Genomic DNA, 4444 nt, shown 5'->3' on the forward strand with positions numbered 1-4444 from the left:
AGAGGCGCTGCGGGAACTCTGAAATGTCCATGCGGACGTCCTTTTCCCCGCCCTGAGCCGGCCCATGATGAAACGATGATCTGTCTCACCACAGGCTGACACTCAGGGTGTGCCGGGCGCAAACGTCCGCACGGGCAACAGTTACGGCAGAATGAGCCCGTGCCCACCTTCATTGACGAATATGGCGTCCCGATCGTTTACTACGCCTGGCCGGTCGACAACCCGCGCGCCATCGTGCAGCTTGTGCACGGGGTGGGCGAGCACGCCCTGCGCTATCGCGAGGTGGCCCGCGCGCTCAACGCGGCCGGCTACTCGGTCTACGCCGACGACCACCGTGGGCACGGCCAGACCGGGATGCTGCAGCACGGCGGCGACGCGGCCCAGCTGGGCCGGCTGGGCGTCGGCGGCCTGCGCGCGGCGGTCGCCGCCGTGCACGCCTTCACCGGCGTGATCCGCGAGGCAGCCCTGCAGCAGGCGGCGGTGCACGGCGCCCAGCCCGCTTCTACCCCGCCGCTGGTGTTGATCGGCCACAGCTGGGGCTCGTTCATGGCGCAGATGATCCTCAACGAGTATCCGCAGGACTACCAGGCTGTCGTACTCACCGGCACCGCCTACCGCTGGCCCGGCTACCTCGACAGCGGCGACCTGAACCGCAAACACAAGCACCTCGGCACAACCGGCGCCGAGTGGCTGAGCCGGGACCCGGCGGTCGCGGCGGCGTTCGTGGCCGATCCGCTCACCACGAGCGTGCCCCTGGCCAAGTTGTTCGGCCTGCGCGACGCCGCACGCATCCTCGGCCGCCCGGCCCGGCGGCTCCCGGCGACCCTGCCCGTGCTCATCCAGGTGGGCGGCGATGACCCCGTGGGCGGGGAGCGCAGCGCCAGGAAGCTCGTCGATGCCTACATCCGCCGGTCCGGACTACGGGATGTGAGCCTGATCGTCTACCCCGGCGCCCGGCACGAGGTCTTCAACGAGACCAACCGCGACGAGGTGTTAGCCGACCTGGTGGCCTGGCTGGGCGCCCGGTTGCCGGCTCCCGTCCTGGAGCCTGCCTCCGACGATTAGGCTGGGCTCATGCATGGTGAATACAAGGTCCCCGGCGGCAAACTCGTCGTGGTCGATCTGAATGTCGTCGACAACGTCATCACCGATTTCCGCCTGGCCGGTGATTTCTTTCTCGAGCCTGATGACGCGCTCGAGGACATCAACGCCGCGGTGAACGGCCTCGCCGCCGACAGCGACGCCGCCACCATCGCGGCGGCCGTCCGGGCCGCGTTGCCGCCCGCCGCCACCCTGCTCGGTTTCTCGCCGGAGTCGGTCGCCGTGGCCATCCGTCGCTCGCTCGCCCACGCCAGCGGCTGGCGCGACTACGAGTGGCAGCTCATCCACACCAAGGCCGTGCCGCCGGTGATGCAGATGGCGCTCGACGAGGTGCTCGCGGTCGAGGTCGGCGAGGGCCGCCGCAGTCCCACCCTGCGCATCTGGGAGTGGAACGAACCGGCCGTCGTCATCGGCAGCTTCCAGTCGCTGAAGAACGAGGTCGACCCGGTCAACGCCGAGAAGCACGGTTTCACCGTGGTGCGCCGGGTCTCCGGCGGTGGGGCCATGTTCATGGAGGCCGGCTCGGTGATCACCTACTCTATCTACGCGCCCACCGAGCTTGTACACGGCATGAGCTTCGCCGATTCCTACGCCTTTCTCGACGAGTGGGTCATCACGGCCCTCAAATCCCTCGGCATCGACGCGCACTACCAGCCGCTCAACGACATCACGAGCCCCACCGGCAAGATCGGCGGCGCTGCCCAGAAGCGGCTCGGCAGCGGTGCCGTGCTGCACCACGTCACCATGAGCTACGACATGGACGGCGAGAAGATGGTGCAGGTGCTGCGCATCGGCCGGGAGAAGCTCAGCGACAAGGGCATCACCAGCGCCGCCAAGCGGGTGGACCCGCTCCGCAGCCAGACCGGGCTCAGCCGCGCCGAGATCATCGACCGCATGAAGCAGACCTTCACGAGCCTGTACGGCGCCAAGCCCGGCGAGATCACCGACGAGGAGTATGCCAAGGCGGCCGACCTCGTCGAGAGCAAGTTCAGCACCGACGCGTGGATCGGCCGCGTCCCCTAACCCGCAGTCCTCACCGACCAACGGTGCTATCGGCCGCGACTGAGCAGGTCCTGGTATTCGGCGTGCTGGTCGACCCAGTCCGCGACGAACGGGCAGGCCGCCACCACGGTGAGGTCGGTGCGGGTGCGCACGTCATCCAGCGCCTCCTCGATGAGGATGCTGGCCAGCCCGTTGGTGCGCTTGGCCGGGTCGACCTCGGTGTGGATGAAGGTCAGATCCTGGCCCCCCTGCCGGTAGTCCGCCAGGCCCACGAGTTCGCCGTCCTGCCAGAGGCTGTACCGCGAAAGATCCGGTTCATGCCGCACCTCGGCGATGGCGTCCTCACGGGTCAACTTGTCTATCGTCATCGGATCAGCGTAGGCCGACTGACAGAATGAGGGAATGCCAAACGCGTGGACTCAGGTCTCTCCCAGCAGAGTCATCGAGGCAGACAACCTGGCGGTGCTGCCCACGCTGCCCGACGGTGCGTTCACCCTGATCTACCTCGACCCGCCGTTCAACACCGGCCGCAGCCAAAAACGGCAGGCGACCACCTCGGTGCGCAGCACCCTGGCCAGCGGCGCGCACGCGGCCGGCACCATCACGGGTTTCAAGGGCCAGCGTTACGAGCGCATCAAGGGTGACCTGCTCGGCTACGACGACCAGTTCGAGGACTACTGGGCGTTCCTGGAGCCCCGGCTGATCGAGGCCTGGCGGCTGCTGGCCGACGACGGCACGCTCTACCTGCACCTGGATTACCGCGAGGCGCACTACGCCAAGGTACTGCTCGACGCCCTGTTCGGCCGGGACTGCTTTCTCAACGAGCTGATCTGGGCCTACGACTATGGCGCCAAATCGAAGAACCGCTGGCCCACCAAGCACGACACGATCCTGGTCTATGTGAAGAACCCCCGCAGCTACTACTTCGACTCCAGCACAGTCGACCGGGAGCCGTACATGGCTCCGGGCCTGGTCACGCCCGAGAAGGTGGCCAAGGGCAAGCTGCCGACGGATGTCTGGTGGCACACGATCGTCTCGCCCACCGGCAAGGAGAAGACCGGCTATCCCACCCAGAAGCCCGTCGGCATCCTGCGCCGCATGATCCAGGCGTCCAGTCGCGAGGGCGATTGGGTGCTGGACTTCTTCGCCGGCAGCGGTACGACGGGAGCCGTCGCGGCGTCCCTGAACCGCAAATTCGTGCTCATCGACCAGAACCCGGAGTCGCTCGCCGTGATGCACGCCAGGCTCGGCGCCCTGCCCGGCGTGGATTTCGTCGACGCCGAGCAGGAGACAAGACTGGGAGCATGAGACTCCGCATTTTCACCGAGCCCCAGCAGGGCGCCAGCTACGACGACCTCCTCGCCGTCGCGCAGGCCACCGAGACGCTGGGCTTCGACGCATTCTTCCGCAGTGACCACTACCTCGCCATGGGCGACCACGTCTCCGGGCTGCCCGGGCCGACGGATGCCTGGACCACCCTGGCCGGACTGGCGCGCGAGACCGAGAGCATCCGCCTGGGCACCCTGGTGTCGTCGGTCACCTACCGCCCGCCGGGCGTGCTGGCGATCCAGGTCGCCCAGGTCGACCAGATGTCCGGCGGACGTGTGGAACTGGGCCTGGGCACCGGCTGGTTCGAACAGGAGCACCTGGCCTACGGCATCCCGTTCCCGGCCAAGCGGTTCGGCATGCTCGAAGAGCAGCTCGAGGTGATCACCGGCCTGTGGGGCACCCCGGTCGGCGAGACCTACAGTTTTAGCGGCGGGCACTACACCCTCGTCGATTCGCCGGCCTTGCCGAAGCCCAGCCAGGCGCGTGTGCCCGTGATCGTCGGCGGTGGCGGCGCCAAGCGCACCCCGGCGATGGCCGCCAGGTTCGCCACCGAATTCAACCTGCCGTTCCCCGACTTCGCCGACATCCCGGCCAAGTTCGCCGGGGTGCGGGCGGCCTGTGAGGCCGTGGGCCGCGACCCCCAGGAACTGGTCTACTCGACCGCCCTGATCGCGGTGGCGGGAGCCGACGAGGCCGCCTTCACCCGCCGCGCCGCCGCGGTGGGCCGGGAGAGAGCCGAACTCCGCGAACACGGCATTGCCGGCACCACCGGTGAGGTCGTCGATAGGCTCGGTGCCCTCGCCGCCGACGGCGTGGAGTGCGTCTACCTGCAGATCATGGACCTCGCCGACCTCGACCACCTGGACTTCATCGCCCGCGAGGTCGTGCCGCAGCTCGACTAGGTGTACTGCCCAGGGAGGTTGGTTAACCGGGTGATCGGTGGTTTGCCTCCGATGGCGGTGTGGGGCCTGTGGTGATTGTATTCGTGAAGCCATCCGGGTAGTGCTGCGCG

6 protein-coding genes are annotated in these 4444 nt (G+C 68.0%); 4 read left to right on the forward strand and 2 right to left on the reverse strand.

Annotated elements, in window-relative coordinates; translation table 11 throughout:
• The first annotated feature begins 159 nt into the window (after positions 1-159).
• Positions 160-1065: an alpha/beta fold hydrolase gene (locus tag E3T61_RS21735; RefSeq protein WP_134642910.1), complete on the forward strand. Its 906-nt coding sequence runs from the start codon at positions 160-162 to the stop codon at positions 1063-1065.
• 9 nt (positions 1066-1074) lie between these two features.
• A complete protein-coding gene (locus tag E3T61_RS21740) occupies positions 1075-2124 on the forward strand; it encodes a lipoate-protein ligase LplAB (RefSeq protein ID WP_134642911.1) in 1050 nt (349 codons plus the stop codon).
• A 26-nt stretch (positions 2125-2150) separates the two neighbouring features.
• On the opposite strand, the gene E3T61_RS21745 is transcribed toward E3T61_RS21740, so the two are convergent.
• Positions 2151-2471 (reverse strand): GNAT family N-acetyltransferase, encoded by a 321-nt coding sequence (locus E3T61_RS21745; RefSeq protein ID WP_134642912.1) that lies wholly within the window; start codon positions 2469-2471, stop codon positions 2151-2153.
• Positions 2472-2505: 34 nt separating this feature from the next.
• On the opposite strand from E3T61_RS21745, the gene E3T61_RS21750 reads away from it, so the two are divergent.
• Both E3T61_RS21750 and E3T61_RS21755 read left to right on the forward strand, forming a co-directional pair.
• Complete coding sequence (locus E3T61_RS21750; protein WP_134642913.1) at positions 2506-3411, forward strand: DNA-methyltransferase; 906 nt, start codon at positions 2506-2508, stop codon at positions 3409-3411.
• A complete protein-coding gene (locus E3T61_RS21755) occupies positions 3408-4334 on the forward strand; it encodes an LLM class F420-dependent oxidoreductase (RefSeq protein ID WP_134642914.1) in 927 nt (308 codons plus the stop codon). Before E3T61_RS21750 ends, E3T61_RS21755 begins: the two co-directional genes overlap by 4 nt.
• On the opposite strand, the gene E3T61_RS21760 is transcribed toward E3T61_RS21755, so the two are convergent.
• Positions 4331-4444: integrase core domain-containing protein (locus E3T61_RS21760; protein ID WP_166793361.1), on the reverse strand; the 114-nt coding region annotated here is incomplete at its 5' end. The genes E3T61_RS21755 and E3T61_RS21760 overlap by 4 nt on opposite strands.

The organism is Cryobacterium lactosi (assembly GCF_004403945.1).
Lineage (GTDB): Bacteria > Actinomycetota > Actinomycetes > Actinomycetales > Microbacteriaceae > Cryobacterium > Cryobacterium lactosi.